Annotated in this window: 18 protein-coding genes and 2 tRNA genes; 13 read left to right on the top strand and 7 right to left on the bottom strand. The window is 69.8% G+C overall.

The features are described 5' to 3' along the window. The first annotated feature begins 91 nt into the window (after nucleotides 1–91). The 4 genes from HPY32_RS32245 to HPY32_RS32260 all read left to right on the top strand — a co-directional run bounded on the left by HPY32_RS32245 (nucleotide 92) and on the right by HPY32_RS32260 (nucleotide 2,730). A complete protein-coding gene (locus tag HPY32_RS32245; RefSeq protein ID WP_067584557.1) occupies nucleotides 92–865 on the top strand; it encodes a fumarylacetoacetate hydrolase family protein in 774 nt (257 codons plus the stop codon). Nucleotides 866–878: 13 nt separating this feature from the next. Further along, nucleotides 879–2,351, top strand: coding sequence for a glutamate--tRNA ligase (gltX, locus tag HPY32_RS32250; RefSeq protein WP_067578523.1), 1,473 nt, complete (start codon nucleotides 879–881; stop codon nucleotides 2,349–2,351). 120 nt (nucleotides 2,352–2,471) lie between these two features. Then, a tRNA-Gln gene (locus HPY32_RS32255) sits at nucleotides 2,472–2,543 on the top strand. A 114-nt stretch (nucleotides 2,544–2,657) separates the two neighbouring features. After that, a tRNA-Glu gene (locus tag HPY32_RS32260) sits at nucleotides 2,658–2,730 on the top strand. A gap of 215 nt (nucleotides 2,731–2,945) precedes the next feature. On the opposite strand, the gene HPY32_RS32265 is transcribed toward HPY32_RS32260, so the two are convergent. Both HPY32_RS32265 and HPY32_RS32270 read right to left on the bottom strand, forming a co-directional pair. After that, entirely contained in the window at nucleotides 2,946–3,446 is a 501-nt protein-coding gene (locus HPY32_RS32265; protein WP_067578525.1) for a pyridoxamine 5'-phosphate oxidase family protein, read from the bottom strand. 57 nt (nucleotides 3,447–3,503) lie between these two features. After that, nucleotides 3,504–4,205, bottom strand: coding sequence for an IclR family transcriptional regulator (locus tag HPY32_RS32270; protein ID WP_067578527.1), 702 nt, complete (start codon nucleotides 4,203–4,205; stop codon nucleotides 3,504–3,506). A 107-nt stretch (nucleotides 4,206–4,312) separates the two neighbouring features. On the opposite strand from HPY32_RS32270, the gene leuC reads away from it, so the two are divergent. The 3 genes from leuC (at nucleotide 4,313) to HPY32_RS32285 (ending at nucleotide 7,170) form a co-directional block, all read left to right on the top strand. After that, entirely contained in the window at nucleotides 4,313–5,737 is a 1,425-nt protein-coding gene (gene leuC / locus HPY32_RS32275; RefSeq protein WP_171983138.1) for a 3-isopropylmalate dehydratase large subunit, read from the top strand. 35 nt (nucleotides 5,738–5,772) lie between these two features. Next, nucleotides 5,773–6,381 carry a 3-isopropylmalate dehydratase small subunit gene (leuD, locus tag HPY32_RS32280; RefSeq protein ID WP_067578531.1) on the top strand — a complete coding sequence of 203 codons (609 nt, stop codon included), beginning with the start codon at nucleotides 5,773–5,775 and terminating at the stop codon, nucleotides 6,379–6,381. 156 nt (nucleotides 6,382–6,537) lie between these two features. Then, nucleotides 6,538–7,170: an HU family DNA-binding protein gene (locus tag HPY32_RS32285; protein WP_067578533.1), complete on the top strand. Its 633-nt coding sequence runs from the start codon at nucleotides 6,538–6,540 to the stop codon at nucleotides 7,168–7,170. Between the two features lie 99 nt (nucleotides 7,171–7,269). Here the strand turns inward: HPY32_RS32285 and HPY32_RS32290 are convergent, their stop codons facing one another. The 3 genes from HPY32_RS32290 to cofC form a co-directional block, all read right to left on the bottom strand. Beyond that, nucleotides 7,270–8,220 (bottom strand): NUDIX hydrolase, encoded by a 951-nt coding sequence (locus tag HPY32_RS32290; protein WP_171983139.1) that lies wholly within the window; start codon nucleotides 8,218–8,220, stop codon nucleotides 7,270–7,272. After that, nucleotides 8,217–10,439: an RNA degradosome polyphosphate kinase gene (locus HPY32_RS32295; protein ID WP_067578535.1), complete on the bottom strand. Its 2,223-nt coding sequence runs from the start codon at nucleotides 10,437–10,439 to the stop codon at nucleotides 8,217–8,219. The genes HPY32_RS32290 and HPY32_RS32295 overlap by 4 nt, the downstream gene beginning before the upstream one ends. A gap of 69 nt (nucleotides 10,440–10,508) precedes the next feature. After that, nucleotides 10,509–11,231 carry a 2-phospho-L-lactate guanylyltransferase gene (cofC, locus tag HPY32_RS32300; RefSeq protein WP_067578537.1) on the bottom strand — a complete coding sequence of 241 codons (723 nt, stop codon included), beginning with the start codon at nucleotides 11,229–11,231 and terminating at the stop codon, nucleotides 10,509–10,511. A gap of 188 nt (nucleotides 11,232–11,419) precedes the next feature. Here cofC and HPY32_RS32305 point away from each other — a divergent pair, with 188 nt between their 5' ends. Both HPY32_RS32305 and HPY32_RS32310 read left to right on the top strand, forming a co-directional pair. Further along, nucleotides 11,420–12,415 carry an NAD(P)H-dependent glycerol-3-phosphate dehydrogenase gene (locus HPY32_RS32305; RefSeq protein WP_067578538.1) on the top strand — a complete coding sequence of 332 codons (996 nt, stop codon included), beginning with the start codon at nucleotides 11,420–11,422 and terminating at the stop codon, nucleotides 12,413–12,415. 34 nt (nucleotides 12,416–12,449) lie between these two features. After that, nucleotides 12,450–13,553 (top strand): D-alanine--D-alanine ligase family protein, encoded by a 1,104-nt coding sequence (locus HPY32_RS32310; protein WP_082870612.1) that lies wholly within the window; start codon nucleotides 12,450–12,452, stop codon nucleotides 13,551–13,553. Here HPY32_RS32310 and HPY32_RS32315 read toward each other — a convergent pair whose 3' ends face one another. After that, nucleotides 13,554–14,204, bottom strand: a complete 651-nt coding sequence (locus tag HPY32_RS32315) for a DUF3515 domain-containing protein (RefSeq protein ID WP_067578540.1) — start codon at nucleotides 14,202–14,204, stop codon at nucleotides 13,554–13,556. A 232-nt stretch (nucleotides 14,205–14,436) separates the two neighbouring features. Here HPY32_RS32315 and HPY32_RS32320 point away from each other — a divergent pair, with 232 nt between their 5' ends. The 3 genes from HPY32_RS32320 to HPY32_RS32330 are packed head-to-tail and all read left to right on the top strand — an operon-like array spanning nucleotide 14,437 to nucleotide 16,381. Next, the gene (locus tag HPY32_RS32320; RefSeq protein WP_231951327.1) at nucleotides 14,437–15,348 is read left to right on the top strand and encodes a thiamine-phosphate kinase; all 912 of its coding nucleotides are present in this window, start codon (nucleotides 14,437–14,439) and stop codon (nucleotides 15,346–15,348) included. 39 nt (nucleotides 15,349–15,387) lie between these two features. After that, nucleotides 15,388–16,065 (top strand): uracil-DNA glycosylase, encoded by a 678-nt coding sequence (locus HPY32_RS32325; RefSeq protein ID WP_067578544.1) that lies wholly within the window; start codon nucleotides 15,388–15,390, stop codon nucleotides 16,063–16,065. Between the two features lie 43 nt (nucleotides 16,066–16,108). After that, complete coding sequence (locus tag HPY32_RS32330) at nucleotides 16,109–16,381, top strand: hypothetical protein (protein ID WP_067578546.1); 273 nt, start codon at nucleotides 16,109–16,111, stop codon at nucleotides 16,379–16,381. On the opposite strand, the gene HPY32_RS32335 is transcribed toward HPY32_RS32330, so the two are convergent. Next, nucleotides 16,365–16,883, bottom strand: a complete 519-nt coding sequence (locus HPY32_RS32335) for a GNAT family N-acetyltransferase (protein WP_067578548.1) — start codon at nucleotides 16,881–16,883, stop codon at nucleotides 16,365–16,367. The two genes, HPY32_RS32330 and HPY32_RS32335, sit on opposite strands and share 17 nt — an antisense overlap. An 84-nt stretch (nucleotides 16,884–16,967) precedes the next feature. On the opposite strand from HPY32_RS32335, the gene fakA reads away from it, so the two are divergent. Further along, nucleotides 16,968–18,746 carry a DAK2 domain-containing protein gene (fakA, locus tag HPY32_RS32340; RefSeq protein ID WP_373686685.1) on the top strand — a complete coding sequence of 593 codons (1,779 nt, stop codon included), beginning with the start codon at nucleotides 16,968–16,970 and terminating at the stop codon, nucleotides 18,744–18,746. Nucleotides 18,747–18,748 lie beyond the last annotated feature (2 nt).

The following is an 18,748-nucleotide window of genomic DNA, read 5'->3' on the forward strand; positions in this document are numbered from 1 at the left end:
ATAATGGGATCATATTCCTACAGGTTGAACACGTGAAAACGATACACCCGGGTGGTCGGCCGCATACACCCAGGTGGATAGACTGCGATTCATGCGTCTAGGTCGTGTAGCCAGCCCCGATGGGGTCGCGTTCGTCAGTATCGAAGGATCGGATTCGGACAGCGTCGCGCGGGAAATCGCCGAACATCCGTTCGGGACGCCGACGTTCACCGGCCGCAGCTGGCCGCTGGCCGATGTCCGGCTGCTCGCGCCGATCCTGGCCAGCAAGGTGGTGTGCGTCGGTAAGAACTACGCCGCGCACGCCCGCGAGATGGGCGGGGAGGCCCCGGAGGATCCGGTGATCTTCCTCAAGCCCAGCACCGCCATCATCGGACCGAACGCTCCTATCCTGTTGCCGCCCAGTTCCTCTCAGGTGGACTACGAGGGCGAACTGGCCGTGGTGATCGGCCGCCCGTGCAAGGACGTGCCCGCCGCCCGGGCCCGCGAGGTGATCCTGGGCTACACCGTCGCCAACGATGTCACCGCCCGTGACCAGCAGCGACACGACGGCCAGTGGACCCGCGGCAAGGGTTACGACACCTTCTGCCCGCTCGGCCCGTGGATCGAAACCGAGCTGGACCCAACGGATCTGGAGATCACTACCGAGCTGTCCGGCGAGGTCCGCCAGCGCAGCCGGACTTCGCTTCTGCTGCACGACATTCCGAAGCTGATCGAATGGGTCACCACGGTGATGACGCTGCTCCCGGGCGATGTCATCCTCACCGGAACACCGGAAGGTGTAGGACCGGTGCAGGATGGGCAATCAGTGTCCGTGACGGTCCAGGGCATCGGCACGCTGACCAATCCCGTTGCCGCCAAACGCTGATCGAGAGAGAGACATGACTGACGTACGGGTCCGATTCTGCCCGTCACCGACCGGCACCCCCCATGTCGGCCTGATCCGGACCGCCCTGTTCAACTGGGCGTACGCCCGGCACCACGGTGGAACATTCGTGTTCCGCATCGAAGACACCGACGCCGCACGCGATTCCGAGGACTCCTACCGGGCGCTGCTGGACGCGCTGCGCTGGCTCGGCCTCACCTGGGACGAGGGCCCCGAGGTCGGCGGACCCTACGAGCCCTACCGGCAGTCGCTGCGGCGTGAGCTGCATCTCGACGTGGTCCGCCGGTTGCTGGCGGCGGGGGAGGCGTACGAATCCTTCTCCACCCCTGAAGAAGTCGAGGCCCGCCACCGCGCCGCCGGCCGGGATCCCAAGCTGGGCTACGACAACCACGATCGCGACCTGACGCCCGAGCAGATCGCCGCCTACAAGGCCGAGGGCCGCGGCGCGGTGGTCCGGCTGCGCATGCCCGACCACGATCTGTCCTGGGACGATCTGGTGCGCGGGGAAACCACGTTCCGGGCCGGGTCGGTGCCCGATTTCGCGCTCACTCGCGGCACCGGCGAACCGCTGTACACGCTGGTGAATCCGGTCGACGACGCCGCGATGAAGATCACGCACGTGCTGCGCGGCGAGGACATTCTCTCCTCCACGCCGCGGCAGATCGCGCTGTACGAGGCGTTGCAGCGAATCGGGGCCGCGGACTTCACCCCGAGGTTCGGACATCTTCCGTTCGTGATGGGGCAGGGCAACAAGAAGTTGTCCAAACGCGATCCCGAGTCGAATCTGTTCGTCCACCGGGACCGCGGATTCATTCCGGAAGGTTTGCTGAATTACCTCGCGCTGCTGGGCTGGGGCCTCGCCGAGGACCGCGACGTCTTCTCGATGGCGGAGATGGTCGCGGCCTTCGATATATCGAAAGTGAATTCGAATCCGGCCCGCTTCGATCAGAAGAAGGCCGACGCGATCAACGCCGAGCACATTCGTTTGCTGGAGCCGGGTGATTTCGCTCACCGGCTGCGGGAGTACCTGACCGAGCACGGCCACATCGGTGCGGAAGTGGACGAGAAGCTTTTCGCAACCGCGGCCGAGTTGGTGCAGACCCGGATCGTGGTCCTCGCCGACGCCTGGGACCTGCTGAAATTCCTGTTCGTCCCGGCCGGCGAGTTCACCGTCGACCCGGCCGCGGCCGAAAAGAACCTCGGGCCCGACGCCGCGCCGGTGTTACGGGCCGCCATCGCGGCGCTGGACGGCATTTCGGAGTGGACCGCGACCGTGCTCGAGGAAGCGCTCAAAACGGCGCTGGTGGACGATCTGGGCCTGAAACCGCGCAAGGCGTTCGCCCCCGTGCGGGTCGCCGTGACCGGATCGCACATCAGCCCGCCGCTGTACGAGTCGCTGGAGTTGCTGGGCCGGGCGGCGACCATGGACCGGTTGCGTGCCGCCGCCGGTTCGATCGGCGTCGAATAGCCCGAAAACGGGGGTTTGATCAGGCGATTTGTAGTTGACCGGGCAGGGTTTGGTAATCTTCTTCCCGGCCCGGACAACGGCGCCCCACCCAGCCAGGGAGGGCCCGAACGCCCAGGTCATTGGGGTATGGTGTAATTGGCAACACAGCTGATTCTGGTTCAGCCATTCTAGGTTCGAGTCCTGGTACCCCAGCAGAGAGTGTTGATTCGCTTCGCTTCGCGGTCGAGACGAACAACATCCTGGCGATTTGGTCGCCGGGTCTCGGCCGGTTAAGCTGGCCGGGCATCTCGGATCGGAAGATCCCCTGGCCCCGTCGTCTAGCGGCCTAGGACGCCGCCCTCTCAAGGCGGTAGCGCGGGTTCAAATCCCGTCGGGGCTACAGCGAAGGTCCTCAGTTCGATGAGCTGAGGGCCTTTTTCGCGTTCCAGGGTGGATCCCGGCCAAAAGCATGCCGGGATCAGGTGTAGGCCGTGCCGGGATCAGGTGTAGGCGCATGCCGGGGTCAGGTCATGCCGGGGTCAGGTGTAGGCGCATGCCGGGATCAGGTATAGGCCGTGCCAGGCCGGTGATCCCCGCGTGCTTTCGGCGGGAATCTCATTCCTCGGAGGGCCAGGTCGAGCCGCCCGCGGGCATCGCGGGCAGGCCCAGTTTGCGGTGATCCCAGCTGCGCAGGCGATCCGGCACCACCCGGATCGCCACCCGCTTGTTCAGCATCGCCTCCACCAGCGGGCGCACCTGCTCGGAGTACGGGCCGGTGTAGCGCTCCCAGACACTCACCCCCACCCGGAACAGCGCCTCGGGGTCGTCCACGATCTCCGCGCGGCCCTCGATCGACACTCCGCGCAGCGTGTCGTAGGTGTCGCCGCCCTCGACCAGCACCGTCACCCGCGGATCGCGGCGGATGTTCACCGCCTTCTGCGACTTGGCCTTCGTCTCGAACCAGATCTCACCGTCGACCAGGCCGTACCACATGGCCGTCAGATGCGGCAGGCCCGACCTCCCGAGCGTCGCCAGCGTCATGACCCGGCTGCGCTCCAGGAATCGTCCCACCTCGGCGTCGGACATCACGATCTGCTCGCGTTGATTCACTCCCATGCGGCGACTGTAGTTTACGGCGTATGGCGGACAACAGGTTCCGCGTGACCGGCGCGGCTACAGCCGTTTGTGCAGGGCGTCCGCGGCCGCGACCAGATCCGCCGCCCAGCGCGCCCCGGGCCGCCGACCCATCCGATCGATCGGGCCCGACACCGACACGGCGGCCACCACACCGCCGGTCGAATCCCGCACCGGGGCCGACACGCTGGCCACCCCGGCCGCCCGCTCGGCCGCGCTCTGCGCCCAGCCCCGCCGCCGCACCTCGGCCAGCGCCCGGTCGCCGAACACCGCGTCGGTCAGCACGCTGCGCTGCAGCTCCGGATCGGCCCAGGCCAGCAGCACCTTCGCGGCCGAACCCGCGGTCAGCGGCAGCCGCGCGCCCACCGGCACCGTGTCGCGCAACCCCGCGGCCGGTTCCATGGCCGCCACGCAGATGCGGGAATGGCCGTCGAGCCGGTAGAGCTGCACGCTCTCCCCGGTGATCTCGCGCAGCCGCGGCAGCACCGCCGCCGCGGCCTCCAGCAGCGGGTCCTCGGCGGAGGTGGCCAGCTCCGACAGCGCCGGACCGGGCCGCCACAGCCCGTTGGCGTCGCGGGCGAGCATGCGGTGCACCTCCAGCCCGACGGCCAGCCGATGCGCGGTCGCGCGGGGCAGGCCGGTGCGGATGCACAGCTCGTTGAGGCCGCAGGGCTGCTCGGCCACCGCGTAGAGCACGGCCATGGCTTTGTCGAGTACCCCGATACCGCTATGCTGTCTCATAGCTCGATACTAACGTCTTACATAGTGAGATTCCCAAATTATAGCTCTGCTGAAACGCGAACAGCGCCGCCGGAGGCGGCGCAATCAAACACAGAGAGGTGATACGGATGGCCGATCGGCCGCGCACTCTGGCGGAGAAGGTCTGGGAGCAGCACGTGGTGGCCCGCGGCGCGGGCGAGGGGGAATCGCGCGAACCCGATCTCATCTACATCGACCTGCACCTCGTGCACGAGGTCACCAGCCCGCAGGCGTTCGACGGCCTGCGCGCGGCCGGGCGGCCGGTGCGCAGGCCCGACCTCACCATCGCCACCGAGGACCACAATGTCCCGACCGTCGATATCGACAAGCCGATCGCGGACCCGGTTTCCCGCATCCAGGTCGAGACGCTGCGGCGCAATTGCGCCGAATTCGGTGTCCGGCTGTACCCGATGGGCGATCTCGAGCAGGGGATCGTGCACGTGGTCGGTCCGCAGCTGGGCCTGACCCAGCCGGGAACGACCGTGGTGTGCGGTGATTCGCACACCTCCACCCACGGCGCGTTCGGCGCGCTGGCCATGGGCATCGGCACCAGCGAGGTCGAGCACGTGCTGGCCACGCAGACGCTGTCGCTGCGGCCGTTCAAGACCATGGCCGTGAACATCGACGGCCAGCTGCCGCCCGGGGTCACCAGCAAGGACGTGATTCTCGCGGTCATCGCGCAGATCGGCACCGGCGGCGGCCAGGGCTATGTGCTCGAATACCGCGGCGAGGCGGTGCGCGCCATGTCCATGGAGGCGCGGATGACCATGTGCAACATGTCCATCGAGGCGGGCGCCCGGGCGGGCATGGTGGCCCCCGACGAGACCACCTACGAATTCCTGAAGGGCCGCCCGCACGCCCCGCGGGGCGCGGATTGGGATGCGGCCGTGGCGGCCTGGGACGCGCTGAAGACCGATCCGGGCGCGGTCTTCGATGCCGAGGTGCACCTCGACGCCTCCGCGCTGACCCCCTTCGTGACCTGGGGAACCAACCCGGGACAGGGTGCGCCGCTGGCGGAGTCGGTGCCGAATCCGGCCGATATCGCCGACGACACCGCGCGCGAGTCGGCCGAGAAGGCGCTGCGATACATGGATTTGAAGCCCGGAACTCCGCTGCGCGAGGTGCCGGTCGACGCCGTATTCGTGGGATCGTGCACCAACGGCCGCATCGAGGACCTGCGGGCGGTGGCCGAGGTGCTGCGCGGCCGCAGGGTCGCCGACGGCGTGCGCATGCTGATCGTGCCCGGCTCCATGCGGGTGCGCGCGCAGGCCGAATCCGAGGGGCTGGGCGATATTTTCACCGCCGCCGGCGCGGAATGGCGGCAGGCGGGATGCTCGATGTGCCTGGGCATGAATCCGGATCAGCTTTCGCCCGGTCAGCGCTGTGCCTCCACCTCCAACCGCAACTTCGAGGGCCGGCAGGGCAAAGGCGGGCGCACACACCTGGTTTCGCCGCCGGTCGCGGCGGCCACCGCGGTGCGCGGAACCCTGTCCTCACCTGCGGATCTGAACTGATCGGCCCACTTTCACCGGATTTTCGAGGAGAACTCATGGAACCTTTCAAGGTGCACAAGGGGATCGGGGTGCCGCTGCGCCGATCCGACGTCGACACCGACCAGATCATCCCCGCCGTCTACCTGAAGCGGGTCACCCGAACGGGTTTCGAGGACGGCCTGTTCGCGTCCTGGCGTTCGGATCCGACCTTCATTCTGAACACCGAGCCGTACAACCGGGGGTCAGTCCTGGTCGCCGGTCCGGATTTCGGCACCGGATCCTCACGCGAGCATGCGGTCTGGGCCCTGATGGACTACGGCTTCCGGGTCGTGATCTCGTCCCGGTTCGGCGACATCTTCCGTGGTAACGCCGGGAAGGGCGGCCTGGTGGCGGCCCGTATGTCACAACATGATGTCGAATTGCTCTGGAAGTTGCTCGAGGAACATCCCGGTCTGGAATTGATCGTGGACCTCGAGGCCCGCACGGTGGCCGCTGGAACCACCGTGTTGCGCTTCGATATTGACGACTACACCCGGTGGCGTCTGCTCGAGGGTCTGGACGACATCGGGCTGACACTCCGCCAGGAAGACGCCATCTCCCGGTTCGAAAAGGCAAGGCCGGCTTGGAAACCCACCACCATTCCGGACCCTATTTCACGGGCGTAAACAGTCCTGGGTGTTAGCTGAGAGCTACCAATCGCGGTTGCTGGGCGTGTGCCACACCACATGAAATTTGGCGTGGCACATAGACTCTTGCCCATTGAAGGTTTACCGTGGTACCTAGTCGGTCCGACGACGGGCCATTAGTCTGCGGAGGATTCAATGAACAAGGCGGAACTGATCGACGTTCTGACCGAAAAGTTGGGTACTGACAGGCGCACGGCCACTGCGGCAGTCGAGCAGATTGTCGACACGATCGTGCGTGCTGTGAACAAGGGACAGAGCGTCACCATCACCGGATTCGGTGTCTTCGAACAGCGCAAGCGTGCGGCACGGGTGGCGCGTAACCCCCGTACCGGCGAAACCGTCAAGGTGAAGCCGACTTCGGTCCCCGCCTTCCGTCCGGGCGCGCAGTTCAAGGCGATCATTGCGGGTAAGCAGAAGATCGCCGCTGCGGGTCCGGCCGTGAAACGCGGTGTGGCAGCGCCGGTGTCGGGTGGCACCGCCAAGAAGACGGCCAGGAAGGCGGCCAAGAAGACGACCGCCAAGAAGGCCGCGGCCAAGAAGACGGTCGCGAAGAAGGCTCCGGCCAAGAAGACGGCCGCCAAGAAGGCTCCGGCCAAGAAGACGGTCGCCAAGAAGGCCACGGTCAAGAAGACGGCCGCCAAGAAGGCGACCGCCAAGAAGACCGCGGCCAAGAAGACCACGGCCAGGACGACCGCGAAGAAGACGACCGCGAAGAAGACCGCCGCCAAGCGCACTGCCGCCAAGCGGCCCGCCGCCCGTCGTCGCTGACGCCGGAACGCACGACGGCCCCGGACCTTTGGGTCCGGGGCTCGTTCGTTTCTGGGGCCGGGGCGGCGGTCCGGCGCAATAGCGCGCCCCGTCAGCCGATTATTCCGTGCGGAGGGCGCGGTCGAGGTGGTCGGCGGCGACGAGGCGGCCGTCGGAGAAGGACAGCACCCAGGCGCTGCCCTTGCGATTGCGCGCGGGTGGCAGTGCGACACCGTCGGTTTCGGCCCAGCGCGCGAGCAGATCGGGAATCACCTTGCCCTGACTGCAGATCGCGCGGACGGTGTCGGTCGACACCAACTCGCGCATCCGGGCCAGCGCCGCGTCCGGCGCTGCGGCATAACCGGTTTCGGATAGTAAAGGTTCCAATCGAATGTCGCCGCCGAGTTGTTCGGTGAGCGGTTCCATCGTCTGCACACAACGCAATGGCGGCGCCGAATAGATATCCGCCGCACCGAAGGCGAGCAGATTCGGCGCCAGCGCCCGGGCCTGTGCGCGGCCCGTCCGGTCCAGCGGGCGCTCGTCGTCGTCGCCGGTGAACCGGTCGCGCCGGCCCGCCTTGCCGTGCCGGACGAGCAGCAGCGTCGCCGTATCCGGGGGCAGGCGCAGGAAATTGCGCACCATGTGGCGGTCCATCGGATACGACAGCGCCTCCATTACGCCGTCGACGCGCTGCCAGGTCAGCTCGTCCACTTCGGGATTGGCGATGAACGTCCCGTCGGTCACCGTGGCCGCCCAGTAGTCCACCCGCTTGAGTTTGCGGTGCCCGGTGACCGGGTAGGTCACATGGCCCAGATAGCGCCCCAGGCGGCACCGCAGGCCCGTTTCCTCGGCCACCTCGCGCACCGCGGCGACCATCGGGGTCTCACCCGGGTCGAGCTTGCCCTTGGGCAGCGACCAGTCGTCGTATTTGGGCCGATGGACCAGCGCGACCTCGACGCACCCGTCCGGTGCGCGACGCCACAGCACCGCCCCGGCGGCAAGGATATTGGCGGTCACCCGGGGATCGGAGAACGAGATCTCGTCGCAGTCCGGTAGCGCCGGGTGGGTCATGGTCGATCCGGTCGCCGCAGTCGCATGAGGAACTCCTGGTGGTCGCGCACCTGTTCACCGTGTTCGATCGCCTCCTGGGTGGGCTGGGCCTGCCAGCCCCCATCCGCCTGGAGTACCCAGCAGCGGGTCGAAGGATGCAGGGCGGAATCGAACACCACCTCCAGCTGCTCGCACAGCTTGGGGTCCTTCACCTGGGCCATCACCTCGACGCGGCGGTCGAGGTTGCGGTGCATCATGTCGGCGCTGCCGATCCAGTACTCGTCCTGGGCCTGGAAGTGCAGCACCCGCGAATGTTCCAGGAAGCGGCCGAGAATCGAACGCACCTCGATGTTCTCGCTCATGTCGGGCACGCCCGGGCGCAGCCCGCAGATGCCGCGCACCACGATCTGCACCGGCACCCCCGCCTGGGAGGCCCGATACAGCGCGTCGATGATCTGCTCGTCGACGATGGCGTTGGCCTTCAACCGGATCCGGGCGGCCAGCCCCTGCTGCGCCAGCTCGGTCTCGCGCCGGATCCGCTCCACGATGCCCGAGCGCACGCTGCTGGGCGCCACCAACAGGTTGCGGTAGTTGGCCTTTCGCGAGTATCCGGTCAGCGAATTGAACAGGTCGGTCAGGTCGGCGCCGATTTCCGGTGCGGCCGTGAGTAATCCGACATCCTCGTACAGGCGCGCGGTCTTCGGGTTGTAGTTGCCGGTGCCGATGTGGCAGTAGCGGCGGATGGTGGCGCCCTCGCGGCGCACCACCAGGCAGGTCTTGCAGTGCGTCTTCAGGCCGATGAGGCCGTAGACCACGTGTACCCCGGCCTGTTCCAGCTGCCGCGCCCACTTGATGTTGGCCTGCTCGTCGAAGCGGGCCTTGATCTCCACCAGCGCCACCACCTGCTTACCGGCCTCGGCGGCGTCGATGAGGGCGTTGACGATGGGGGAGTCGCCGGAGGTGCGGTAGAGGGTCTGCTTGATCGCGAGCACCTGCGGATCGGCGGCGGCCTGCTCGATGAAGCGCTGCACGCTGGTGGAGAACGAGTCGTACGGGTGGTGCACCAGCACGTCGCCCTCGCGCAGGGCGGCGAAAACGTTGCGGGGGGTTTCTCTTTCACCGAACGCCGACGGGGTGGCCGGGACGTAGGGGGCGTCCTTGAGGGCGGGCCGGTCCACGCCGTAGACCTGCCACAGGCACGACAGATCCAGCAGGCCGGGCACCTGGATGACGTCGCCGGGGTCGACGTCGAGCTCGCGCAGCAGCAGATCGAGCATGTGCTCGGTCATGTCGTCGGACACCTCGAGGCGCACCGGGGAACCGAACCGGCGGCGGGCCAGTTCGCGTTCCAGCGCCTGCAGCAGGTCCTCGTCGCGGTCCTCGTCCACCTCGAAGTCGGCGTTGCGGGTGATGCGGAACGAATGATGTTCCACCACATCCATTCCCGGGAACAGCTGATCGAGGTGCGCCGCGATCAGGTCCTCCATCGGCAGGAAGGCGGCGAGGTTCACCCCGGTGCTGCCGTCGGGCTCGCGGCTGGCCGCGGTGCGCGGCTCCCGGGTGCCCGGGCTGCGCCGCACGCGCACGAACCGGTCCACGTTGTCGGGCACCTTGACGCGGGCGAAGTGCTCGCCGCCGGTGTCGCAATCCTTCACCGTCACAGCCAGATTCAGGCTCAGGCCGCTGATGTAGGGGAAGGGGTGCGCCGGATCCACGGCCAGCGGGGTGAGCACCGGGAAGACCTGGTCCTGGAAGTATCCCGAAAGCCGCTGCCGCTCATCGTCGTCGAGGTCGGCCCAGCCGATGATCGCGATGCCCTCCCGGGCCAGCGCGGGCTGCACCTGGTCGAGGAAGACCCGGGCGTGCCGGACGGCGAGATCCTGGGTGCGCTCGGCGATCAGCACCAGCTGCTCGGACGGGGTCAGGCCGTCGGCGGAGCGCACCGACAGGCCCGCCTCGGCGCGGCGCTTGAGACCGGCCACCCGGACCATGTAGAACTCGTCGAGGTTCGAGGAGAAGATCGCGAGGAATTTCGCGCGCTCGAGCAGCGGTTCGGACGGATCCTCGGCCAGGGCCAGCACCCGGGCGTTGAAATCCAGCCAGCTCAGTTCCCGATTCAGGTAGCGATCCTGTGGCAACCGTTGCGCGGCGGTGGCGGTGGGCGGCGGGGTCGCCGCCGGCGGCGCGGCCGGTAGTCGCGGCTGCTGGACGGTTTCCGTTTCGCTCACGCTCACGATCATTCCTTAACGACTGGGCGACGCCGCCTGCGGCATCGCGATGGCGAATCGGGACGCCGGTCCCGCGATCATCTAGCACACATGTGACCGGCTGGCGTACCTCCGTGTGAGATCCGTGTGAACGGGGCTCGGCCACCCGATGTCGGCCAGCAGCGCGCCGGTGGCCGGTCCGACGCCGAGCGCCGTGGCCCGCTCCAGATCGGCGGCGGTGTCCACGTCCAGCCGCAGTCCCGGCCAGTCGCCGACGAGATCCATTGCGCCCGAGGCGATGTGGCGGCGGGCCGAATCGGCGCCGAAAAGCGGTGCGAGCGGGGCGTTTCCGTCGCGCACCAGCAGCGCGGCGGTGCCGTGCCCGGCGTGGTCGGCGACGATCGCGCGCCCGGCGGCCGGGGCGGCGGTGAGCATGGCGGCCAGTTCGTCGGCGCGCAGCGCGGGCAGATCGGCTTGCAGCGCAAGCAGATCCACCGCGCCGTGGCGGGCGCGCACCGCGGCGGCCGCGTCGGCGAGCGCCGCGTTCAGGCCGTCGGCCTCGGCGGCGTCGGCGGTCACCGCGGCGCCCATCGGGTCCGGATGGACCACGGCTCCCAGCGCAGACACCGTGTCGGCCACATCGGGGTCGGGAGTCACCACCGTCACCGAGCCCAGCCCCGCCGTGACGGCCGCGCTGACGGTGTCCGACACCATGGCCAGGACCAGCCGGGCCCGCACCGCGGGCGGCAGCCGGTCGGCCAGTCGGCTCTTCGCCCGATCGAGGTTCTTGACCGCGATCACGGCGTGCACAACATCCGGACGCATGTGCCAATCGTCGCACGTCCGCCATAGTGGCGGAGGTCATGCCCAATTTGAATACCGGTCGGTCGGACACGGTATCGAACGGGGATTCTCCGGTGTTCGCGCCCGCCGTGCGGGCCGTTCGCTGCTCGCCGCGGGCGGGTTCGCCGCTTTCTGCGGGTCGTTTGCGCGGGGGTGGCATATTGGCTTGCATGACGAGGGCGGCAGTGATGGGTGCGGGGTCGTGGGGCACGGCGTTCGCGAAGGTGTTGAACGACGCGGGTACCGACGTGACGATGTGGGCCCGGCGGCCCGAGGTGGCCAAGACGCTGAACACCGAGCACCGCAACCCCGCCTATCTACCCGATGTGGAGCTGCCCGGCATCGCGGCCACCGACGATCACCGGGTCGCGCTCGACGGCGCCGACATCGTGGTGCTGGCCGTGCCCTCGCAGTCGCTGCGCGCGAATCTGGCCGACTGGCGCGAGGTCATCGGGGCCGACGCCACCCTGCTGAGCCTGGCCAAGGGCATCGAGACCGGCACGCTGCTGCGGATGAGCCAGGTGATCGCCGAGGTCACCGGCGCCGGAACCGATCGCATCGCGGTGCTGTCGGGTCCCAACCTGGCCCGCGAGATCGCCGCCGGGCAACCGGCCGCCTCGGTGGTCGCGTGCACCGACACCGCCCGCGCCGAGGTCGTGCAGCACGCCTGTGGCACCGGCTATTTCCGCCCGTACACCAATATCGACGTGGTGGGCTGTGAGCTCGGCGGCGCGTGCAAGAACGTGATCGCGCTGGCCTGCGGCATCGCCTCGGGAATGGGGTTGGGCGACAACACGATCGCCAGCCTCATCACCCGCGGGCTGGCCGAGATCATGCGGCTGGGGGTGGCGCTGGGCGCGAATCCGGTCACCCTCGCGGGCCTGGCCGGGGTCGGCGACCTGGTGGCCACCTGCACCTCGCCGCTGTCGCGCAATCGCTCGTTCGGGCACGTGCTGGGCGCGGGCGGATCCATGGACGCCGCGCAGGAGGCCACCCACGGGCAGGTCGCCGAGGGCGTGAAGTCGTGCACCTCGATCCGGGCGCTGGCCGAGCGGCACGAGGTCGAGATGCCGCTCACCACCGCGGTGCACCGGGTGTGCCACGAGGGGTTGTCGGTGGCCGAGGCGGTCGGGCAGCTGCTGGGCCGCCGGATGAAGCCGGAATGATTGGATGCGGCGTCCTACGGGTACGGTTCGCTCTATGACTGACCGCATCAGGGTGGCCGTCGTCTTCGGCGGGCGCAGCAACGAGCACGCCGTGTCCTGTGTGTCGGCGGGGTTCGTGCTACGCAACCTGGATCCCGAACGCTACGAGGCGGTGCCGATCGGCATCACCCGTACCGGCACCTGGGTGCTCGCCGGATCCGACGCCCGCGAGCTGGCCATCGCCGATCGCGCACTGCCGTCGGTGGATTCGACGGGGACCGAGCTGGTGCTGGCGGCCGATCCGGGGCGGGCGGGCAGCCTGATTCCGCTGGGCGGTCGCGCCGCGGGGCCGGATGCGGTCGATGTCGTCTTTCCGGTGCTGCACGGCCCGTTCGGTGAGGACGGCACGGTGCAGGGGCTGCTGGAGATGGCCGGGCTGCCGTACGTGGGGCCGGGCGTGCTGGCCAGCGCCACCGGGATGGACAAGGAGTTCATGAAGAAACTCCTTGCCGCCGAGGGCATTCCGGTGGGCGACTACGTGGTGCTGCGGCCCGGGACGCAGACCGTGGGCGAGCGGGATCGGGCGCGGCTGGGGCTGCCGGTCTTCGTCAAACCGGCCCGCGGTGGCTCGTCCATCGGCATCTCCCGGGTGGACTCGTGGGACGCGCTGGACGACGCCATCGCCCTGGCGCGCCAGCATGATCCGAAGGTGCTGGTGGAGGCGGCGGTGGTCGGGCGCGAGGTCGAGTGCGGCGTCCTGGAATTCCCGGACGGTCGCGTGGCGGCCAGTGCGGTGGCCGAGATCCGGATGCCCGAGGAGGCCGCGGGCGAGCAGGCCCCCGAGTTCTACGACTTCGATACCAAATACCTCGACGACGTCTGCGAATTCGACATCCCCGCCAAGCTCGACGACGCCGTGGCCGACGGGGTCCGCGAACTGGCCGTGCGCGCCTTCCGCGCGCTGGACTGCCAGGGGCTGGCCCGCGTCGACTTCTTCGTCACCGCCGACGGACCGGTGATCAACGAGATCAACACCATGCCGGGCATGACCTCGATCTCGATGTATCCGCGCATGTGGGACGCGACCGGAATCGACAACCGCACCCTGGTCAGCACGCTCGTCGAGACGGCGCTGGCCCGCGGTACCGGGCTGCGCTGACTAGTTCGGGACGGGGCCCGGGTCCAGTGGCCGGGCGGGCAGCACCTTGGTGATCGCGTCCGAAATGGCCTGCAGCGGTGTGGGGCCCGCGCTGTTGGGCATGGTCAGCGCGATGTAGGTGCCGCGGTCGACGACGAACCAGGTGCCCGAGGTGACGCCGCTGGTCTGGTCGCGCACCTCGAACCAGTTGACGCCGTTGATCACCTGCAGCGCGGACGCCTTGTTGAACTCCAGCGGGCGATCCAGGCCGCAGCGCAACACGATCGGATCGCCGCCGTCGGGCAGCTGCCAGGCGACGGTGGCGGGCGGGGCGGGCTGGGCCAGCTCGGCGCGGGTGTAGTCGCCGAGCTTGTCCGGCAGTGCCGGGAGCAGCGCGGTGCACGCCTGGCCCGCCGCGGCGGGGGCGGGCACCGATCCGAGGGCCAGCGGCTCGCGGGTGGCGTGCCGGTTCGACATGACCGCGATGACGAGGACGGCGACGACCAGTGCGACGGGCAGCGCCACGGCGGTGGCGATGAGCGCGGGGTGCAGCCTCGGTGTCTTCGACTCGGCGGAGTAGCGATCGCCGGATTCCGTCGATGGCCCCGCCGGGGTCGTCGTCGCGTCCGACTGTTCGGTCGTCCCGTTGGACCGTTCCGTGTCGCTGCTCATTCGAGAGTTCGTCTCCGCTCGTGGGGCCGGATGCGCGGTCCCCGGGGCCGGTGGATTGTCGCTCCGAGGGTAGCGACCAGCGCGGTCGTGTCCCGGACCCGGGGGACCGGTAGCGTCGATCCGTCGCGCGTCGGCAGGTCCGCCGCGCCGCGGCTCACGGAAGGAGACGACCATCGCTGACACCCGTCCGCGCACCGTCCGCGAACTGGGGGAGTTCGGGCTGATCGCGCGCATGACCGCCGGGCGCACGCAGGCGGCCGGGGTGCTGCTCGGCCCCGGCGACGACGCCGCGGTGCTGGCGGCGCCGGCCGGGCGATTCGTGGTGAGCACCGACATGCTGTTGCAGGACCGGCACTTCCGGCTCGACTGGTCCACGCCCTACGACATCGGGGGCAAGGTGATCGCGCAGAACGCCGCGGACGTGGTCGCGATGGGCTCGGCGCCGAGCGGATTCGTGGTGTCGCTGGGCTGCCCGGCCGACACCCCGGTGGAGTTCGTCGACGGGTTCGTCGACGGCATGTGGGCCGAGGCGCGGCGGGCGGGCGGCTCCATCGCCGGGGGCGATGTGGTGCGCAGCCCGCTGCTGGTGATCTCGGTGACCGCGTTCGGCGATCCGCTGGACCGGGAGCCGGTGCTGCTGTCGGGCGCGCGGCCGGGCGATGTCGTCGCCGTCGCCGGGCGGCTGGGGGCCTCGGCCGCCGGGCTGGCCGTGCTGGCCGCCGGGATCGATCCCGGTAGGTTCCCGGAAGTCGTTGCCGCGCACCGGCTTCCGCAGCCGCCGTACGAGGCCGTGCTGGGGCTGCCGCCGACGGTGCCGATCCACGCCCTGACCGACGTCTCCGACGGCCTGCTCGCCGATGTCGGGCACATCGCCGAATCCTCCGGTGTGGCCGTGGATCTCGACTCCGCCGCGATCGCGGACCCGGCGCTGCGGCCGGTCGCCGAGCTGCTCGGCGCCGACGCCCTGGCCTGGGGCCTCACCGGCGGCGAGGACCACGCCTTCGCCGCGACTTTCCCGGCGGGACAGGACCTTCCGGCCGGATGGGTCGCGGTCGGCCGGGTCGCGGCCGGGTCCGGGGTCACGGTCGACGGCGCGGTGTGGACGGGACCGGTCGGCTGGGAATCGTTCACGGAGGGCGGGTGAGCTTCCGCGCGGAAACCGGCCACGCTATGTTGGGCGGCCATGGGCGCTAAACCACTGTCGGAGATCATGGATACGGGCTGGGCCGACGCACTCGCACCGGTCGCCGACCGTATCGCGGAAATGGGTGAGTTCCTGCGCGCGGAGAATGCGGCCGGGCGCGGGTATCTCCCGAAGGGCGAGAATGTGCTGCGCGCGTTCCAGCGGCCCTTCGACAAGGTGCGCGTGCTGATCGTCGGTCAAGATCCCTATCCGACGCCGGGGCATCCCATGGGATTGAGTTTCTCGGTGGCGCCGGATGTCTCGCCCGTTCCGCGCAGCCTCGCCAACATCTTCGCCGAATACGAGCGCGACCTCGGCCTGCCGACACCGTCCTGCGGCGATCTGTCGCCGTGGTCGGATCACGGCGTGCTCCTGCTCAACAGGGTGCTCACCGTGCAGCCCGGCCAGCCCGCCTCGCACCGCGGCAAGGGCTGGGAAGCGGTGACCGAGCAGGCGATTCGCGCGCTCGTCGCCCGCGACCAGCCGATGGTGGCCATTCTGTGGGGCCGGGACGCGTCGACGCTGAAGCCGATGCTCGGCTCCGTGCCGACCATCGAAAGCGCCCATCCCTCACCGCTGTCCGCGTCGCGGGGATTCTTCGGATCGAAGCCGTTCTCCCGAACCAACGAATTGCTCGGTACATTGGGTGCCGCCCCGGTCGACTGGCGGCTGCCGTAGGCCGCGGGGTGTGTAGACGTTCGAGCGAATCAGGAGCAGTTGCATGCAGATCAAGTCCGTGCGCGGTGCCGTCGTGACCGTCGCTGCCGGAGCGGCCATCCTGGGCGCCCCCGCGGTGGCGCAGGCGGCGACGATCCCTCTGGAACCCGCCCCGCAGGAGCAGGTGTCCACCCAGCCGGCCGCCCCGGTGCTGGCGCTGTGGGATCCCCAGACCGGCTCGGCGTCGCTGTCGTCCAATGTGAACGCGCGGTTCCTGTGCGTGTTCCAGAGCATCAGCGCCGCGGGCGGGCTCGACTGCCTCAACGGCCAGAACTGAGCGTGGTGGTGGCGGGCCGCACCATGCGGACCTCCCACGCCACGGTGAACGCCTCGGCCCGGCGCGCGCCGTCGAGGGCGAAGCCGTACTTCCGATAGAACGCCTGGGCGCGCGGATTCTCCTCGAACACCCACAGATACGTGCCGACGGTGGGATCGAGGGCCGCGCGCATCAGGTCGTGGGCGACGCCGGTGCCGTACCACGCCGCGCGGACGTAGAGGGCGTACAGCGCGCGCTCCGCGACGGGCCGTTCGTCGAGCGGGGCTCCGGCGCTGGCGAAGCCGACGACGGTGTCGCCGTCGAGGGCGACGGTGGTGGCGCCCGGATACCGCACCCGGCGGCTTTCCCACATCTCGGCACGCCCGTCGAGATCGAACGTGTCGAGCACGTGGTCGGGGACCAGCCCCCGGTACGCCTCGCGCCAGCATTCGATATGGCATTCGGCGAGACCGCGGGTGTGCTCGGCGGCGAGCGGGCGCAGCCGCCACGCGTTCCCCGTCATGGTTCCCCCTGTCGACGACCGGATGGCCCACGGTACACGGTGGCGAGTCGTGTCGGGGCGGGCGACTAGGCTGGTGGACGGGGTGTGGACGAGATCGCAGTGACGGCGTGGAAGGACGGTGACGTGCCCGGGGTCCCGGAGACGCTCGACGGAGCGGCGCTGGCGCGCTGGGGTCGGCTCTGCGTGGCCGGTCTCGGGCGTCACCGTGACGAGATCAATGCGCTCAACGTCTTCCCGGTCGCCGACGCCGACACCGGAACGAATCTGCTCGCCACCATGCGCGCCGCCGTCGCCGCCGCCGAGCCGCTGGCCGCCGGATCCCCGGCGCACGCGGTGGCCGGGGCCATGGCGCGCGCCGGAACCGCCGGGGCGCGCGGCAATTCGGGCATCATCGTGTCGCAGGTGCTGCGCGGCCTGGCCGAGGCGGTACAGGACGGCCCGCTGACGGCCGCCACCGTGCGAATCATGTTGCGCCGCGCCGCGATCCTGGTGCGCGAGGCGCTGAGCACCCCCGTGGACGGCACCATGCTCACCGTGCTCGAGGCCGCCGCCGACCGCGCCGCCGACTGCCCACCCGACGCGCTTCTTGCCGATGTCGCCCTCGCCGCCGCCGACGGTGCGGTGAAAGCCCTCGGCGACACCCCGTCGCAACTGACCGTGCTGCGCGAGGCCGGAGTGGTCGACGCGGGCGCCCGCGGTCTTTTGGTCCTGCTCGACGCGCTCGTTGAAGTCACCGGCGTCCCCGCCCCCACCCGCCCGGCCTACGAGGGCCCGATCATCCCCACTCACCCCGAACACCGCTCCCCACGCCCGCCCGCATCCCCGACGACCCCCCACCCGGCAGCCACCGACCACACGGGCCGAATCACGGCCGCCTACACCGATATCCGGCCCACGGCACCCGACGCCGCCGCGCGGGTCGCGGCCGCTCGCGGCGATCGTTGGGCGGGGCCGCAGTACGAGGTCATGTATCTGTTGAGCGACACGGACGGTGAGCGGATAGCGGCGTTGCGGAATGAGCTTGCGGGGCTGGGCGATTCGGTTGCCGTCGTGGGGGACGGAGCGGGGGGCTGGTCGGCCCATGTGCACTGTGGTGATGCCGGGGCCGCCGTGGAGGCGGGGCTGGCGGCGGGGCGGCTGAGCCGGATTCGGATCGAGGGGCTGGCGGCGCGGTCGGCGGAGCTGCCCCGGGCCGATCGGGGCATCCTGGCCGTGGCGTCCGGGGCGGGGGCCGCGCGGCTGTTCGAGGACGCGGGCGCGATGGTGCTCGACGGCGAGGTCACCGCCGACCGCCTGCTGACCGCGATTCGCGAGCTGCCGCATCGGGAGGTATTGGTGCTGCCGAACGGGGCGCTGCCCGCCCACGAACTGGTCGCGGTCAGCGTGGCCGCCCGCGGCGGCGTGGGCGGAACCCGTTCGGCCGCACGGGATGTGCTCATGCTGCCCAGCGGGTCCATGGTCCAGGGCCTGGCCGCGCTGGCCGTGCACGACCCCGGGCGGATCGCGGTCGACGACGCGTTCGCCATGTCCGAGGCGGCGGCGGGCACCCGCTGGGGCGCGCTGCGGATCGCGGCCGAGCGGGCGCTGACCATCGTCGGCACCTGCGCGCGCGGCGACGGGCTCGGACTGGTCGGGAACGACGTGGTGGTCATCGATCCCGACGCACGCGCCGCCGCCCGCACGCTGCTGGACCGCATGCTGGGCCTGGGCGGCGAACTGGTCACCCTGCTGCTGGGCGCCGCCGCCCCGGCCGGGCTGGGTGACGAACTGGCCCAGCACATTACCGCCACCTTCCCCGGCGTGGAGGTCGTCGCCTACGACGGCGGCCAGCCGGTGGACCTGGTGCAGATCGGGGTGGAGTAGCC

Source organism: Nocardia terpenica, assembly GCF_013186535.1.
Classification (GTDB): Bacteria; Actinomycetota; Actinomycetes; order Mycobacteriales; family Mycobacteriaceae; genus Nocardia; species Nocardia terpenica.